General features: G+C 60.5%; 15 protein-coding genes and 1 pseudogene. 7 read left to right on the top strand and 9 right to left on the bottom strand.

What is annotated here, in order from left to right; genetic code table 11:
• Positions 1-103 precede the first annotated feature (103 nt).
• The 4 genes from ACSQ26_RS03575 to ACSQ26_RS03560 all read left to right on the top strand — a co-directional run bounded on the left by ACSQ26_RS03575 (position 104) and on the right by ACSQ26_RS03560 (position 3,483).
• Positions 104-1,132, top strand: coding sequence for a CorA family divalent cation transporter (locus ACSQ26_RS03575; protein WP_436006346.1), 1,029 nt, complete (start codon positions 104-106; stop codon positions 1,130-1,132).
• 66 nt (positions 1,133-1,198) lie between these two features.
• A complete protein-coding gene (gene ade, locus ACSQ26_RS03570; RefSeq protein WP_436006344.1) occupies positions 1,199-2,893 on the top strand; it encodes an adenine deaminase in 1,695 nt (564 codons plus the stop codon).
• A 58-nt stretch (positions 2,894-2,951) separates the two neighbouring features.
• Positions 2,952-3,215 (top strand): type II toxin-antitoxin system Phd/YefM family antitoxin, encoded by a 264-nt coding sequence (locus ACSQ26_RS03565; RefSeq protein WP_436006342.1) that lies wholly within the window; start codon positions 2,952-2,954, stop codon positions 3,213-3,215.
• A 1-nt stretch (position 3,216) separates the two neighbouring features.
• Positions 3,217-3,483 (top strand): Txe/YoeB family addiction module toxin, encoded by a 267-nt coding sequence (locus ACSQ26_RS03560; protein WP_436006340.1) that lies wholly within the window; start codon positions 3,217-3,219, stop codon positions 3,481-3,483.
• A 10-nt stretch (positions 3,484-3,493) separates the two neighbouring features.
• Here ACSQ26_RS03560 and ACSQ26_RS03555 read toward each other — a convergent pair whose 3' ends face one another.
• Together ACSQ26_RS03555 and ACSQ26_RS03550 are read right to left on the bottom strand one after the other, a co-directional pair.
• Entirely contained in the window at positions 3,494-3,862 is a 369-nt protein-coding gene (locus tag ACSQ26_RS03555) for an Atu4866 domain-containing protein (RefSeq protein ID WP_436006338.1), read from the bottom strand.
• Positions 3,855-3,983, bottom strand: a complete 129-nt coding sequence (locus ACSQ26_RS03550; RefSeq protein ID WP_436006336.1) for a hypothetical protein — start codon at positions 3,981-3,983, stop codon at positions 3,855-3,857. The genes ACSQ26_RS03555 and ACSQ26_RS03550 overlap by 8 nt, the downstream gene beginning before the upstream one ends.
• 200 nt (positions 3,984-4,183) lie before the next feature.
• Here ACSQ26_RS03550 and ACSQ26_RS03545 point away from each other — a divergent pair, with 200 nt between their 5' ends.
• On the top strand, positions 4,184-5,077 hold the full coding sequence (locus tag ACSQ26_RS03545; RefSeq protein WP_436006334.1) for an AraC family transcriptional regulator N-terminal domain-containing protein: 894 nt from the start codon (positions 4,184-4,186) through the stop codon (positions 5,075-5,077).
• Positions 5,078-5,080: 3 nt separating this feature from the next.
• Here ACSQ26_RS03545 and vapC read toward each other — a convergent pair whose 3' ends face one another.
• From vapC to xdhA, 7 genes and pseudogenes are all read right to left on the bottom strand, one after another.
• Positions 5,081-5,470 carry a type II toxin-antitoxin system VapC family toxin gene (gene vapC, locus ACSQ26_RS03540; RefSeq protein ID WP_436006332.1) on the bottom strand — a complete coding sequence of 130 codons (390 nt, stop codon included), beginning with the start codon at positions 5,468-5,470 and terminating at the stop codon, positions 5,081-5,083.
• The gene (locus tag ACSQ26_RS03535) at positions 5,467-5,679 is read right to left on the bottom strand and encodes a type II toxin-antitoxin system VapB family antitoxin (protein ID WP_436006330.1); all 213 of its coding nucleotides are present in this window, start codon (positions 5,677-5,679) and stop codon (positions 5,467-5,469) included. The genes vapC and ACSQ26_RS03535 overlap by 4 nt, the downstream gene beginning before the upstream one ends.
• A gap of 64 nt (positions 5,680-5,743) precedes the next feature.
• Positions 5,744-5,883: pseudogene (locus tag ACSQ26_RS03530) on the bottom strand (guanine deaminase); the annotation flags it as partial.
• 76 nt (positions 5,884-5,959) lie between these two features.
• On the bottom strand, positions 5,960-7,198 hold the full coding sequence (gene puuD, locus ACSQ26_RS03525; RefSeq protein WP_436006328.1) for a urate hydroxylase PuuD: 1,239 nt from the start codon (positions 7,196-7,198) through the stop codon (positions 5,960-5,962).
• A gap of 70 nt (positions 7,199-7,268) precedes the next feature.
• Complete coding sequence (gene xdhC / locus ACSQ26_RS03520; protein ID WP_436006326.1) at positions 7,269-8,054, bottom strand: xanthine dehydrogenase accessory protein XdhC; 786 nt, start codon at positions 8,052-8,054, stop codon at positions 7,269-7,271.
• A 17-nt stretch (positions 8,055-8,071) separates the two neighbouring features.
• On the bottom strand, positions 8,072-10,390 hold the full coding sequence (gene xdhB / locus ACSQ26_RS03515; RefSeq protein WP_436015084.1) for a xanthine dehydrogenase molybdopterin binding subunit: 2,319 nt from the start codon (positions 10,388-10,390) through the stop codon (positions 8,072-8,074).
• 23 nt (positions 10,391-10,413) lie between these two features.
• The gene (gene xdhA / locus ACSQ26_RS03510; protein WP_436015082.1) at positions 10,414-11,895 is read right to left on the bottom strand and encodes a xanthine dehydrogenase small subunit; all 1,482 of its coding nucleotides are present in this window, start codon (positions 11,893-11,895) and stop codon (positions 10,414-10,416) included.
• A 75-nt stretch (positions 11,896-11,970) separates the two neighbouring features.
• Between xdhA and ACSQ26_RS03505 the strand changes: the two genes are divergently transcribed.
• Positions 11,971-12,579 carry a GNAT family N-acetyltransferase gene (locus ACSQ26_RS03505; protein WP_436006324.1) on the top strand — a complete coding sequence of 203 codons (609 nt, stop codon included), beginning with the start codon at positions 11,971-11,973 and terminating at the stop codon, positions 12,577-12,579.
• Positions 12,580-12,734: 155 nt separating this feature from the next.
• A complete protein-coding gene (gene glpK / locus ACSQ26_RS03500) occupies positions 12,735-14,231 on the top strand; it encodes a glycerol kinase GlpK (protein WP_436006322.1) in 1,497 nt (498 codons plus the stop codon).
• Positions 14,232-14,254 lie beyond the last annotated feature (23 nt).

The raw sequence follows: 14,254 nt of genomic DNA, 5'->3' as shown, positions 1-14,254 counted from the left end.
ATGAGATTTCCGGGGGCGGCACCGCCCAACATCGCCTCTTCACCTTCCCCCGCTTCGCGCCTATCATGGCGGCGAAGTGGGCAGGCAGCAGGAAGATTGAGAGATGCTGGAACAGGTCAAACCAGTCATCCGCTATGGCGACGAGCCCGGCCTGCGTTTCGCGCTGTTGCTCGACGGCAAGGGCGGCTGCACGCCGCTGACGATGGAAGGTGTTTGCGCCTGGAAGCCCGGCGATGGCGTGGTCTGGCTGCATTTCGAGCGCGATCATCCGGCCGCTGCCGACTGGATCACCAACAAGGGCGGCTTTGATCCGCTCGTCACCGAAGCACTGCTGGCCGAGGACTCCCGTCCGCGCGTCGAGCCGATCGAAGACGGCCTGCTCATCATCCTGAGAGCCGTTTGCGCCACTCCTCCCGAGGAGGTGCAGGTCACGCTTCCTGATATCGACCTAGTGCCGGTGCATATCTGGGTCGAGGAACACCGGCTGGTCAGCCTGCGCGACAGTGGCCATTACATCACGGCGCTGCGGGACATCAGAAAGGCGCTCGAAACGGGCAAGGGGCCGAAGCAGACGGGCGAACTGCTCGCCATGGTCAGCGACAAGCTGGTCCGCGATCTCGAACCGGTGCTCGACGGCATGGACGAGGAGGTCGACGATCTCGACGATCTGATGTTCCAGGGCGAGGAAGGCGAGGTGCGTGGACGCCTCAAGCAGCTCCGCCGCCGCTCGGTCCAACTCCGCCGCTACCTCGCGCCGCAACGTGACGCGCTCAACCGCATCGAGCACGACGACGCGCCGTGGCTGAAGGAGCGCGACAAGCTGCGCTTCCGCGAGGTGATCGACAAGCTGATGCGCTTCATCGAATATCTCGACGCCATCCGCGACCGCACCGGCATCCTGCATGACGACCTGTCGACCATGATCAGCGAACGGATCGCCCGCAATTCCAACCGCTTCGCAGCCCTCGCAGCGCTCCTGCTGCCGCCGAGCCTGGTGGCCGGCCTGTTCGGCATGAATGTCGGCGGCATACCCGGCGTCCACGAAACCTGGGCCTTCATCGCGATCGTCGGCGCGGTGGCAATCACCTCCATCGCCACGCTGATGGTCCTGAAGCGGATCAACTGGCTCTGAGCGTTTTCAATTTGCTTCCCGCGCCCTCGCCGCTACACTGAATTGCATCGTGAATCGGAGCCGCGTATGCAAAATCTCGAACGGATGATCGACCAGGGCACCGGCCGCGAGTCGGCCGATATCGTGCTGAAGGGCGGGTGCTTCTTGGATCTCGTCACCGGCGAACTGGTGGCATCCGACATCGCCATATCGGGCGACCGCATCGTCGGCACCTGCGGCGACTATACCGGCAAGACGGAGATCGACGTCTCGGGCAAGATCGTCGTCCCGGGCTTCATCGACACCCATCTGCACATCGAATCCTCGCTGGTCACGCCGCTGGAATTCGACCGCTGCGTCCTGCCCTACGGCGTGACGACGGTGATCTGTGATCCGCACGAGATCGCCAATGTGCTGGGCACCGAAGGCCTGCAGTTCTTCCTCGACTCGGCGCTCGAAACGATCATGGATGTCCGCGTGCAGCTATCGTCCTGCGTGCCGGCGACGCATCTGGAAACCTCCGGCGCCGACCTGCCCATCGAGCGGCTGATGCCGTTCCGCAAGCATCCGAAAGTCATCGGGCTGGCCGAGATGATGAATTTCCCGGGCGTGATCCACAAGGACCCGATCCCGCTCGCCAAGCTCGCGGCCTTCCAGGACGGCCACATCGACGGCCACGCGCCACTGCTTTCGGGCTACGACCTCAACGGCTATCTTGCCACCGGCATTCGTACCGATCACGAATGCACCAGTGCCATGGAGGCGATGGAAAAAATCCGCAAGGGCGTGCATATCCTCATCCGCGAAGGCTCTGTCTCCAAGGACCTGCATGCCCTCATGCCCATCATCACCGAGCGGCTGTCGCCGTTCATCGCGCTCTGCACCGACGACCGCAATCCGCTCGATATCGCCGAGCAGGGCCATCTCGATTATATGATCCGTACCGCGATCGCCAATGGCGCCGAACCCCTCGCCGTCTATCGTGCCGCCTCGATTTCAGCCGCCCGCGCCTTCGGCCTGCGAGACCGAGGCCTCGTGGCGCCAGGCTGGCGCGCCGATCTCGTGGTCATCGACAGTCTCGAAAGCTGCAAAGCCGACATGGTCTTCTCCGCCGGCAGGCGGGTGACATCAGAGCTGTTCGAAACCCGCAATTTCGTCGAACCGGTGGGCCTCGATAGCGTCAGGGCGCGCCAGGTGACATCGGCGGACTTCGCCGTACCGGCGCGCAATGGCGAAACCTCGGTTCTCGGCGTCATCCCCGGCAAGATCATCACCGAACACCGCCGCTATCAGCTACCCAATTCAGGAAATCAGGCGACCGTCGATCTCACCAACGATATCCTCAAGATCACCGTCATCGAACGCCACGGCAAGAACGGCAACATCGCCACCGGCTTCGTCCAGGGCTTCGGCCTGAAGAAGGGCGCGATCGCCTCGACCGTCGGCCATGACAGCCACAATATCTGCGTCGTCGGCGCCAGCGACGAGGACATGGCGCTCGCCGCCAACCGGCTCTCCGTGATCAAGGGCGGCTTCGTCGTCGTCGAGGACGGCAACGTGACCGGCGAGATCGCGCTCCCGGTTGCGGGCCTGATGAGCCTGGAGCCCTACGAAAGCGTGCGCGACACCCTGCATCACCTGCGCCAGGCAGCCTTCGCGCTGGGCTCGACGCTACAGGAACCCTTCCTGCAACTCGCCTTCCTGCCGCTGCCGGTGATCCCGCATCTCAAGATCTCGGACAAGGGTTTGGTGGATGTCGACAGGTTCGAGCTGATCCCATGATGATCTTGAAATGCACGCCGAGTTGTGCGATATATTGTACAAATCAAGAGGTATGGAAATGGATACGATATTCTTCTCGAAAGCACGCGCAGAGTTCGCCAGCCTGTTGGATAAGGTCAACGACGATGCAGCGCCGGTAGAGATTGTCCGCAGGGATAAGCCATCAGCGATTCTTATCAGCAAGGACGATTACGAGGGAATGGTTGAAACGCTTTACCTGCTATCGACACCAGCCAATGCTGACCGTCTCCGTCGGGGTCGAGAGGATGTTGAAGCTGGCAGATATTTTACACCCGTCATTCCCGGCGTGACCGACGAATAGGATGCGTGTTTCATTCAACGCCGATGGCTGGGAAGACTATGTCTATTGGCAAGGGGCAGACCCGAAACTGGCCTCACGCATCAATGAAATACTGAAAGATATTAGACGCCATCCCTTCGAGGGGCTTGGCAAGCCGGAACCGCTGAGGGGCGATCAAAAGGGCTATTGGTCGAGGCGTATAAACCAGGAACACCGGATCGTCTATACCGTGACGGGAAAGGGTGACGATCAAGCCGTGATCGTCACCCAATGCCGGTTTCATTATTGAGGACGATGTTTCAGCTATCGCGGCGATAGAGGACCATCCCGGCATGGTAAAGGATACCATCCTTGAAGTCCCCGTCGGCGATGAAGCCGGTGTCGTCCTGGTATTCGATGTGATCGCCGACGAGGCGGTACTGGCCCTGATAGGCCTGCTCGCGTTCGCCGCGATCTTCGACATAACGGCCGCCGGGCAGCAGCCGGTGCTGGATGTAACCGTCGGCGGTCACCCAGAGCCCGGTATAGGATTGTGTCGTCATCCCAACCTCCTGTTCATCATTCTTCTTGCGGGCCGCGTCGCCCGGTGTGAACCCGAATGAAGCGAGCGCCGCGACGAGCGAGAGCGAAAAGGTCAGCGCACTGAGCAGAATTCCATTTCTAGCCATTGAGCCACCTCGCATCGTCGTCGTTGCGATCCGCGACAAATTTCGCGATTTTTTCGCGGATGATATTGAAAAGCGTCACAGGGAAATCCCACATCACCTGGAGCAGCGAATTTACGGTCATGGTCTTTCCTTTCTTCATCGGTCTTCGTTCCATCCGACGAGTACCGATATAGGCGATGAAACGGAAAATACGGTAGACCATTTCTCCGCAAAGATTGCACATTTCTCCAAACATAGAATTTTCGCCTTTGCCAATTTGGAGTTTTGTTCTATCGATATAGCCACAATCTCCATTCAACGGCCACAAATTGAGATGTAACAATGGAACGCTTCGAGGAACTAAAAAGCCTTATTGCACGATGCGCCAAGACGGACGGTCTCCACGAGACTGCGGTTCCGCGCCTCACTGTGATCCGCAAATCCGCGCCCAGCGAGCCCATGCACGGCGTGCACAAGGCCGCGATCTGCATCATCGCGCAGGGTCGGAAACAGGTGATCGTCGGCGACGAAGTCTTCCAGTATGGCCCGTCGCAGCATCTTCTCGTTTCGGTCGACCTTCCGGTGATCGGCCAGGTGATCGAGGCGAGCGAAGCCGAACCCTATCTCTGTGTCCGCCTCGAACTCGATCTCGATCTCTGTGCCGAGATGCTGCTCAAATCGCCGCCGACACAGGCCGAAACCTGCCTCGGCATGGCAATCAGCCAGACCTCGCCCGATCTGCTCGACGCGGCGATCCGCTTGTTGAAGCTGCACGAGACGCCGGAAGATGCTGCCGAGCTTGCGCCGCTGATCGAGCGCGAAATCCTCTACCGCCTGCTGAAGGGCGACCAGGCCGCCTTCATCCGCCGCATGCTGGAGCCGCAGAACCGCAACCGTCACGTCGGCCGCGCCATCACCTGGATCAAGGAGAATTACACGCGGTCGTTCACGATCGAGGAAGTCGCCTCGCTGTCGGGCATGAGCACGTCTTCGCTGCACCAGCATTTTCGCGATGCCACCGCGATGAGCCCGCTGCAATACCAGAAGCAGCTCCGGCTGCAGGAAGCGCGGCGGTTGATCCTCACACGTTCGCTCGACGCGGCAAGCGCCGGCCATACGGTCGGCTATGACAGTCCCTCGCAGTTCAGCCGCGAATATAAGCGCCTGTTCGGCGCGCCGCCACAACGTGACATCGAACGGCTGCGGACTGAGCCACAGAGATATGCGGATGCGTGAGGGTTAAAGCTGGCGCAGTCCTAGATGCTCCACCATGGGGATGAAGTCGCGGTCGCTGTGAAGAAGAGGCACATCGCTTTCGATGCACCAAGTACCGATAATAAGATCCGGAGTTGTACGGATTGTGACGCCCATCGCGCGCAAATGACGATAGTTAGACGCGGCCTTTATCGCAATTCGATTGTCCAGCATGGTCACTGGTCGATAGCGTGCCAATGTGTCTTGCAGCCTCTTGGCATGCAGATCGTCGCGCGCACCCTGCAGCACCTCAAGAAGAACTATGTCGCCAAGGGCGATAATGTCCTTGTTAATTAGCAATTCCAGTTTGGTGGCGCCGTCCGTCTGCCGGCGCCAAATCCAATCAATCCAGACTGAAGTATCAACGACGATCACTTCGAATCTTCGGTCGGCCAGCGCGACCTGATTTCTTCAAGATCACCGTCCCAACCGATTTCGCGAAGCTTGTAGAGCGACTTCCTTTGTTCCTCCAAGCGGATCAGATGTCTCAACGCTTCTTCGACCGCGCCTTTTTTTGTTGTTTGGCCGGTCACCTTCATTGCACTCTTCAAAAGTTTCTCGTCAATATCGATATTGGTCCGCATCGCTTGCTCCGATGTGTATGAATTCAGGAATCATACACATTGATTGCGACGTATTCAAGCCACGTCAACCCAGCCCCAATTTCACCGCCACCCGCGCCACATCGGTCTCGTCAATCGTCTCGTCCCCCCAACCGTCTGCATCAGGAACAACTCTTCCGGCAGCGTTGTGACCATCTCCATCTTCAGCACCATGGCCGGCGTGGCTCTGCATCTGTGGAAAGTGCCGATGAGGATCGCTAAAGCCCGGCATGATCAGGTGCGGCCGGTGGTCGTTTCGCTGTTATTGCACGACACCGCCGGCGATCGCGCTCTCATACCAGGCCGCCAGCAATTTCCGCTCCTCCGGCGTGATGTCGGTGATGTTGCCTGGCGGCATGGCGTGGCTCCGCCCGGCCTGCAGATAGATTTCCCTGGCATGCATGGCAATCGCATTGTCGCTATCGAGCATCACGCCTTTCGGCGCCGAAATGATGCCTTCCCAGACGGGCTCTGCGGCATGGCACATCGAACAGCGCGTCGAGATCGTCTCAGATGCCTTGGCGAAATGGGTGTCGGACTTGAAGCGCTCGAAGGCGGGCGCGAGCGCCGCATCCTGTTCGCCGGTCAGCACCCTGGGCACTGTGGAGAGCCACATGATGAGGATGAACAGGATCACGGTGACCAGCCATGTCCAGTGCGGCTCGCCCTTGCGCGCATGCACGGTGTTGAACCAATGGCGTATGGTGACGCCCATCAGGAAGACCAGCGCCGCGATGATCCAGTTGAACTGGGTGGCGAAGGCCAGCGGGTAATGGTTCGACAGCATGAAGAAGATGACGGGCAGCGTCAGGTAGTTGTTGTGCAGCGAACGCTGCTTGGCGATCTGGCCGTATTTCGGATCAGGTGTTCGCCCGGCGATCAGGTCGGCGACGACGATCTTCTGGTTGGGGATGATAATCATGAAGACATTGGCCGACATGATGGTTGCGGTGAAGGCGCCGAGGTGGAGGAAGGCGGCGCGGCCGGTGAAGACCTGCGAATAGCCCCAGGCCATGGCGACCAGCACGATGTAGAGCAGGATCATCAGTCCCCAGGTGTTCTTTCCCAAGGGCGACTTGCAGAGCAGATCGTAGAGAATCCAGCCCACGGCAAGCGAGGCGATCGAGATCAGGATCGCGACTGGCGCCGAGACATCCAGCACGTGGCGATCGATCAGGAAAAGATCGGCGCCACCGTAATAGACCACGGCGAGCATGGCGAAACCGGAGAGCCAGGTCGCATAGCTCTCCCATTTGAACCAGGTGAGATGCTCGGGCATGTTGGCGGGTGCGACGAGATATTTCTGGATATGGTAGAAGCCGCCGCCATGCACCTGCCATTCCTCGCCATAGGCGCCTTCCGGAAGGCCTAGGCGCTTCACCAAGCCGAGGTCGAGCGCGATGAAATAGAAGCTCGAGCCGATCCAGGCGATTGCCGTGATCACATGCAGCCAGCGCACGGCAAAGGATAGCCACTCCCAGGCTACGGCATATTCATACATCGGCGTCCCCAGTTTGTTTTTCGCGGATTATGACCATATTTCGCGAGTGCTTGCAAAGCTTTCCCGGAATTCAGAGCAAGGCGCCGAGCAGTTCCGCCGCCACCAGCGCCGCGATCACTTCCGGCCGCTTGTCCCTCAGTTTGCGGCCGCCGATCGGCAGGACGAGACCATTGATCATGTCGTCGTCATAGCCCTCGCGGACGAGCCAGTTGGAAAACACACCGCGCTTGGTCTTCGAACCGATCATGCCGACATAGGCGAGATCGTCGCGCTTCAACGCTTCCGCGCCGACCAGGAAATCCAGCGCGTGATCATGGGTGAGGATGACGACGGCACCGCCCGTCCGGATTTCTCCGACTAGGCTTTCCGGCATGGCGACCAGGCGGGTTTCGATTTCGGGATGGAGGTCCGCGAGTTCCTCCCGTCGCGTCTCGATGACGACAGTGTGAAGCGGCAGAGGCTTCAGCGCGATCGCCAATGCACGGCCGACATGACCGGCGCCAAACAGATAGACATCGGGAAAGGTAAGCTTTTCCCTGGCGAGCCTCGCCTTGAGGTTTGACGTGGCGGCTTCGTCGGCGACCGACAGTTCGAGATCGACCACGCCTCCACAGCACTGGCCGCTGTCGGGGCCGAGCGTGATGCGCATGGCCTCGGATTGGGCTCCGGAGGCGAGCATGCCACGCGCCTCGTCGATGGCGGCGAATTCGAGATTGCCGCCGCCGATCGTGCCCCACATGCCTGTCGCGGAGACGAGCATGAAGGTGCCGGTTTCGCGTGGCACCGAACCCTTGGTGGCGATAACTTCGACGAGGATGGATGGGCCGGAATGGGCGAGGAAGGATTCGAAGGTCATGGTTGTGACCACCGCCGTCAAACCGCCCGCATCCGCTCGACCGCCATCAACACCCGCTCGGGCGTCGCGGGCGCATCCAGCCTCGGGCAGACGCAATAGTCGGCCACCGACGCCACCGCCATCGACAGCGCTTCGAGCACCGAGACGCCGAGCATGAAGGGCGGTTCGCCGACGGCTTTCGAGCGGCCGATCGTCATCTCCTTGTTTTCAGACCACTCGGCGAGATCGACTTTGAAGATCTTCGGCCGATCCGACGCGAGCGGGATCTTGTAGGTCGAGGGCGCATGGGTCCGAAGCCTGCCCTTGTCGTCCCACCAGAGTTCCTCCGTCGTCAGCCAACCCGTGCCCTGCACGAAGGCGCCCTCGACCTGGCCTTTGTCGATGGCCGGATTGAGCGATTTGCCGACATCGTGGAGGATATCGGTCCGATCCAGCAGGTATTCGCCCGTGAGCGTATCGATCGACACTTCGGAAACCGAGGCGCCATAGGCATAATACAGGAACGGCCGGCCCTGCCCGCGTGCGCGATCCCAATGGATCTTCGGCGTCTTGTAGAAGCCGGCGGCGGAGAGATGCACGCGGGCCATATAGGCCTGCTTGATGAAATGCGGGAACGGGATTTCCTCGGTTCCGATTCGCACCCGGTTCGGCAGGAAATGCACATCCGCCACCGGCACCTGCCAGCGCTCGGCAGCGAAGGAATAAAGCCGGTCCTTGATCTGCCGGGCGGCATCATAGGCCGCCATGCCGTTGAGATCGGAGCCGGAAGAGGCGGCGGTCGCCGAGGTGTTGGGCACCTTGGCGGTCGTTGTCGCGGTGATCATCACCTGGTCGATATCGATCTGGAACTCGTCGGCCAGCACCTGGGCGACCTTGGTATAAAGCCCCTGCCCCATCTCGGTGCCGCCATGGTTGAGGTGCACCGAGCCATCCTGATAGATATGCACCAGCGCGCCGGCCTGGTTGAAGGGCGTGAAGGTGAAGGAGATGCCGAATTTCACCGGCGTCAGCGCGATGCCCTTGCGGATGACTTTCGAGCTCTTGTTGAACGCGATGATAGCCTTCCGCCGCGCCTGATAGTCGGAACTCGCTTCGAGTTCCTCGACGATCCGGTGGATGATGCTGTCCTCGACCTTCTGGTGGTACGGCGTCAGGCAACGCTCGTCGCCCTCGCTGGCATAGAAGTTCCGCTTGCGGATTTCGAGCGGATCGACGCCAACGGCATAGCCGATCTCCTCGATGATGCGCTCGGCGCCGATCAGTCCCTGTGGACCGCCAAAACCCCGGAAGGCGGTGTTGGAGACGGTGTTGGTCTTGATCGGCTCGGAGGTCAGCAGGACATTGGGATAGTAATAGGCATTGTCGGCATGGAAGAGCGCGCGGTCGGTGACCGGGCCGGAGAGATCCGACGAGAAGCCGCAGCGCGCCGCGTAATTGGTCTTCACCGCCAGGATATGGCCCTCATCGTCGAAGCCGACGTCGTATTCGGCAAGAAAATCATGCCGCTTGCCCGTCATCATCATGTCTTCGTCGCGGTCGGGGCGGAATTTCACCGCGCGTTTCAGCCGTTTGGCGGCAAGCGCCGAGAGCGCCGCGAACTGGTTTCCCTGGGTTTCCTTACCGCCGAAGCCGCCGCCCATGCGTCTCGTGTTCACGGTCACGGCATGAACCGGGATTTGCAGTATATTGGCGACCATGTGCTGGATTTCGCTCGGATGCTGTGTCGAGGACCAGACGATGACCTCGTTGTCCTCGCCGGGAATGGCGAGCGCGATATGGCTTTCGAGATAGAAATGCTCCTGGCCGCCGATGCGCATCTCGCCCCTGATCCGGCGCGGCGCCAGTTCGAGCGCGGTGATGGCATCGCCCCGCTTTAGCGTCAGCGGATCGGTGACGTTCTTGTAGCCGAGCGCGCGGGCGTCGAGGATGTCGGTCGCATGCGGCAGGTCGTGATAGGTGAACTTTGCTTTCCGCGCGGCGGCGCGGGCGATCTCGCGCGTCTCGGCCACCACCACGAACACCATCTGGCCGTGGAATTCGATGCGCTTTTCCGCCAGCAATGGCTCATCGTCGCGATGGTTGGGGCCGATATCGTTGTGGCCGGGAATGTCCTTGTGGGTCATGACCAGCACGACGCCTGATGTGGCTTCGACTTCCGAAAGGTCCAGCGAGAGAATATCGGCATGCGCCCGGTCCGACAGGCCGGCGGCCATGTGCAGCGTGCCCTCGGGAAGCGGCATATCGTCAATATAGTCGGCCTCGCCGGTCACGTGCTTGTGCGCGGAGTCATGCCGGAGATCGCGGTGCATGCCGCCGGTCACTTCTTCCTTGTGCATGCGGATATCGATATCGATTTCGTTCATGCCCGGCCTCCTGCAGCAAAGCGCTGGAGTTCGGCCTGTTCGCCCTGGCTCTCGAGATAGAACCTTAGGATCAGGTTCTTCGCTGACATGAGGCGATAATCGGCGGAGGCACGCCAGTCGGTTAGCGGCGAGAAATCCTCGCCGAGCAAATCCATTGCCGCCCGGACATTGGTCTCGGTCCAGGGCTTGCCCGTAAGTGCCGCTTCGACAGTCGCCGCCCGCTTCGGCGTGCCGGCCATGCCACCATAGGCGAGCCGGATTTCCGATACAGTGTCGCCGTCAAGCATGAGATAGAAAGCACCAAGCACGGCGGTGATATCCTCGTCGCGGCGCTTGGAAATCTTATGGGCGGCGAATTGGGCGTTTGCCGGCAAAGCCGGAATGAAGATGCTTTCGACGAATTCATGACGCTGCCGGTCCTGCTTACCGTATTCGATGAAATACTCTTCGAGCAGCACCGTCCGGGCACCTTCGCGCGAGCGCAGGCGGACCTCGGCGCCCAGCGCAATGAATGCCGGGGGCATGTCGCCGATCGGCGAGCCATTGGCGATATTGCCGCCGATCGTGCCCATGTTGCGTATCTGCGCGCCACCGATGCGCGGGATCAGCTTGCCCATCGCCGGATAAGCCTCGGCAAGCGCTTCCAGCGCCTGGCTATAGGTCACCCCGGCGCCGATCGTGATGCCATGCCGGGTGACGCTGATTGTCTGAAGTGCAGTAAGACCGTTGATGAAAATAACCGGATTGATCGGCCGCATCTGCTTCGTCACCCAGAGGCCGACATCGGTCGAGCCTGCAACGACCGTCCCGTGCGGATGGGCTGCCAGAATCTCGACGAGGTCCGGCACGCTTGCCAGCACGAAAAGCTCGTCGCTGCCGTGGGAGATATGCACGGAGCCCTGTGCGGCGATCTCGCCCAATCTTGCCATGACCCGTTCGCGCATCGCCTCGATCGGATCGAACGCATCGGCGGGTCTGGTCTTTGCAGCCATTTCCGCTGCCTTGACGATCGGCTCGTAGCCCGTGCAGCGACAGAGATTGCCTTGCAGCGCGACTTCGATCTCTTCTCGGCTGGGATCGGAATTGGCGAGCCACAGGCCATAGAGCGACATCACGAAGCCGGGCGTGCAGAAACCGCATTGCGAACCGTGACAGTCAACCATCGCCTGCTGCACCGGATGCAGCTTGCCGTCCTCACCCTTCAAATGTTCGACGGTAACAACGTGGCAGGCGTTCAGCGAGCCCATGAAACGAATGCAGGCATTGACGGATTCATAGACCAGCCTGCCCTCGATGAGGCGCCCAACGAGCACCGAACAGGCGCCGCAGTCACCCTCCGCACACCCCTCCTTGGTGCCGGTCAATCGCCGATCCAGCCGAAGCCAGTCCAGCAGCGTCTGCCGGGGCGGCACGGAGGCCAACGAGACCTCTTGCCCGTTCAGGATGAATTCGATGCTGTCCCTGTATGCGATAGCCATCATGTTCCACTTTATTGTTATCTCTAGCCAGCCTGTGCGCAGACGCCAAAAATCGCAAGAGGCGATTTTTACCCGATGGTCAAAAAATTTGCAAAAATAATGCCAGATGCGCCGGAACCAAACCGGGACGTTGGGAATTGTTCGGTTTGGCCGTTTTGCGGCCATAGGCAACCCACGAAACAGCATGGAGTTGACATGATAGTCCAGACACCAACGGCAGAGGATCTGCCGGAAATTCAGGCACTATTACGCCAATCATTCCCGGGAGAGGAGGAATCCGTACTGGTCGAGCGTTTGCATGAGGAGGGTGACGCAGAGATAGCCCTGATTGCAAAACATGAAGGCAATATCTGCGGATATGTCGTCTTTTCAAAAATGTCGGCGCCCTTCCGGGCGCTGGGCTTGGGGCCCGTCGCGGTCCGCGAGGATTTGCGCCGAAGGGGCATCGCCGCCAAACTCATCCACGAAGGCCTGCTGAAGGCCGGAGAGATGGAGTTCGAGGGCGTCTTCGTGCTCGGCGAGCCGAACTATTATCAGCGTTTCGGCTTCCGTCCGGATCACGCCGCAAGTTTCGAGTCGGCGTTTGCGGGACCGTACCTGATGGCCGTGCCGCTCAAGCCCGATGGCTTGCCGGCGCAATCCGGAAAGGTCGAGTACGCACCGGCCTTCACCATGTTCCAGTAGCCGGAACCGGCCTACATTGATGAAAGCCGCGGGGCCCTGTGCTCCGCGGCTTTTCTCATATGGCTCCAGAGCTCGAGGCGCGTTTATTTTCCTTTGACTTTCGTTTGAAGTTCAGATTGAAAATCTCTGTGAGGAATTGGGATGGGGAGGATCCGATGAGCGGCTATATCTTGGCGATCGATCAGGGCACGACTTCGAGCCGTGCGATCGTTTTCGATTCCAGCATGAAAGCCGCTGGCTCCGCCCAGAAGGAATTCACCCAGATCTTTCCGCAATCGGGCTGGGTCGAGCACGATCCCGAGGAAATCTGGAGTTCGGTGGTTTCGGTCGTCAAGTCGGCGATCAAGAAGGCCGGCATCACGGCATCGGACATATCCGCCATCGGCATCACCAACCAGCGCGAGACGGTCGTGGTCTGGGACCGGGCGACGGGCCAACCCATTCACAACGCCATCGTCTGGCAGGACCGCCGCACGGCACGCCTCTGCGATGCGCTCAAGATCAAGGGGCTGGAGAAAAAGTTCACCAGGAAGACGGGACTGCTGCTCGACCCCTATTTCTCGGGTACCAAACTTTCCTGGCTGTTGTCCAAGATCAAGGGCGCCCGCGCCCGCGCGGCCAAGGGCGAACTCTGCTTCGGCACGATCGACACCTTCCTGCTCTGGCGCCTCACGGGTGGCAAGAGCTTCCTGACCGACGCAACCAACGCCTCGCGCACCTTGATCTACAACATCGCCGAGAACAAATGGGACGAGGAATTGCTCGGCATACTCGACATCCCCGCCGCGATGCTGCCTGAAGTGCGAGACTGCGCCAGCGATTTCGGCGTCACGGAAAAGTCCCTGTTCGGCGCGGAAATCCCGATCCTCGGCATTGCCGGCGACCAGCATGCGGCAACCATCGGCCAAGCCTGCTTCAAGCCCGGCATGCTGAAATCGACCTATGGCACCGGCTGCTTTGCGTTGCTCAACACCGGCGAAGACATGGTGCTTTCGAAGAACCGCCTGCTCACCACCATCGCCTATCGCCTCGACGGTAAGACCACTTACGCGCTCGAAGGCTCGATCTTCATCGCTGGCGCGGCCGTGCAGTGGCTCCGCGACGGCCTGCGCGTCATCAAGGCCGCGCATCACTCCGCCGAACTGGCCGAGAAGGCCGATCCCAGCCAGAACGTCTATCTCGTCCCCGCCTTCGTCGGCCTCGGCGCGCCTTGGTGGGATGCCGACGCGCGTGGCGCGATCTATGGCCTGACCCGTAATTCCGGGCCGGAGGAAATCACCAAGGCGGCGCTCGAAAGCGTCTGCTACCAGACCCGCGACCTGGCGGACGCAATGCACAAGGACTGGAAGATCGAAGGCGAACGCGAAACGGTGCTCCGCGTCGATGGCGGCATGGTGGCATCAGACTGGACCATGCAATGCCTCGCAGACATTCTCGATGCGCCCGTCGACCGTCCGCAGGTGCTGGAAACGACCGCACTCGGCGCCGCCTGGCTCGCCGGCTCCCGCGCCGGCGTGTGGCCCGACCAGAAGGGCTTTGCCAAGAAATGGGCACTGGAACGCAAGTTCGAGCCCAGGATGGATGAGAAGACCCGCAACGCCAAGCTCAGGGGCTGGAAGGATGCCGTCCGGCGGACCCTGACGACAGGGTAGCTGTCTGTCTTGACATTGTCATG

Origin of the sequence: Rhizobium sp. LjRoot254, assembly GCF_964254105.1 — a bacterium.
Classification (GTDB): Bacteria; Pseudomonadota; Alphaproteobacteria; order Rhizobiales; family Rhizobiaceae; genus Rhizobium_E.
The sequence above is the reverse complement of the archived record's forward strand: the minus strand, read 5'-3'. Positions and strand labels throughout refer to the sequence as shown.